Here is a 1,141-nt window from a genome sequence, read left to right as displayed (position 1 = left end):
AAGTGCAGTGGCGCTAGATTTTGTTTGCGCTCAGCAATTGAAGTCTTATTTCTCTTAAAATAGCTAATGCGATAATAGGAAGTTTCTGGATAGTTTTGTGTCTGCTCTTCTCACATTCCCGATGTAACTGATCAGGTCAATATTGGCCTGAATATCCAAACTTTATTGTCGATGCCGAGAGTCCGACTTGCGGACATTTAGGCCTTAGTGAGCTCGTTAGTTTAAGTACAGCCTATATTCTAAGCTGTAAGGCCAAGTTCGAGCCGATACATCTTAGGCGTAGCTTATTAAAGTTTTGCCCTCATCTAGTTCTAGGTGAGGGGTATGGTTAAAACCCGACAGCACCATTCGGTCCCGCTTAATATCGAAACTAGCGTAGCTTGCGTTTTTAATCTGAAAGTTAATATCAATCATCTGCTCTACGCTTAGTCCCATCACTTTTCTTATCGCCATCGAAATTGCGCCACCTGAGCTGACTAACATAACGGTATCATCACGATCCGCTTGCTGTCGAATTGCCTCTAAGCCAGTTTCAATTCTGTACTCAAAGTCGCTCCAAGATTCATCTACCAGACCTACTAGGTCGTTATTCGCCCAGGCAAACATAGCTTTTTTCAATAACTTGAAAAAGGTGGCCGGGTTGGAGTCTCTACTTAAGTTAAACGCCTGGTCGCTATTAAGTGACAAATAAGCTTTTATCAATCCCTTAAAGTCGAATTCATTCCAGCGCGGATCAGTTTCGATAGCTTGATTATATTGCAATGAGCGAGTGATCGCGTCAGCGGTTTCAATATGCCTTTTTAAGCTGCCGCAAATAACTCGACTGGGCTTGATAGAAGTGCTGTCAAAATATTCACCTAGTAAATGGGCTTGTTTGTGGCCGAGATCAGAAAGCTGGTCATAGTCTTGCTTTCCTAAAGAGGCTTGTGCGTGCCGTGTAAGTATCAGTGTTGCCATTTAATCGCTCTAAGCATGGATAAATATTAGTTGGCAAAGTCTATGGAAGTAAGCAGTATTCAGCAAGTTTATTCAATTGATGGCAGTGCATTAGCTTGGATTATAGTTCGTGCGCTGAACAGTGTCTCCTTTAGTATGAGAGCCTGTTAACACCTTAAAAGACTCGTAAGAAAATCCACATATA

General features: G+C 42.0%; 1 protein-coding gene. It reads right to left on the bottom strand.

Annotated features, from left to right (window positions below):
* Positions 1-273: 273 nt before the first annotated feature.
* Positions 274-957 carry a histidine phosphatase family protein gene (locus tag A3766_RS02630; RefSeq protein ID WP_068507539.1) on the bottom strand — a complete coding sequence of 228 codons (684 nt, stop codon included), beginning with the start codon at positions 955-957 and terminating at the stop codon, positions 274-276.
* Between the last annotated feature and the right edge of the window lie 184 nt (positions 958-1,141).

Source organism: Oleiphilus sp. HI0132, assembly GCF_001635845.1.
The sequence above is the reverse complement of the archived record's forward strand: the minus strand, read 5'-3'. Positions and strand labels throughout refer to the sequence as shown.

Excerpts from the sequence above, each read along its gene's own strand:
- A3766_RS02630 (WP_068507539.1), bottom strand. The coding sequence starts at position 957 with ATGGCAACACTGATACTTACACGGCACGCACAAGCCTCTTTAGGAAAG.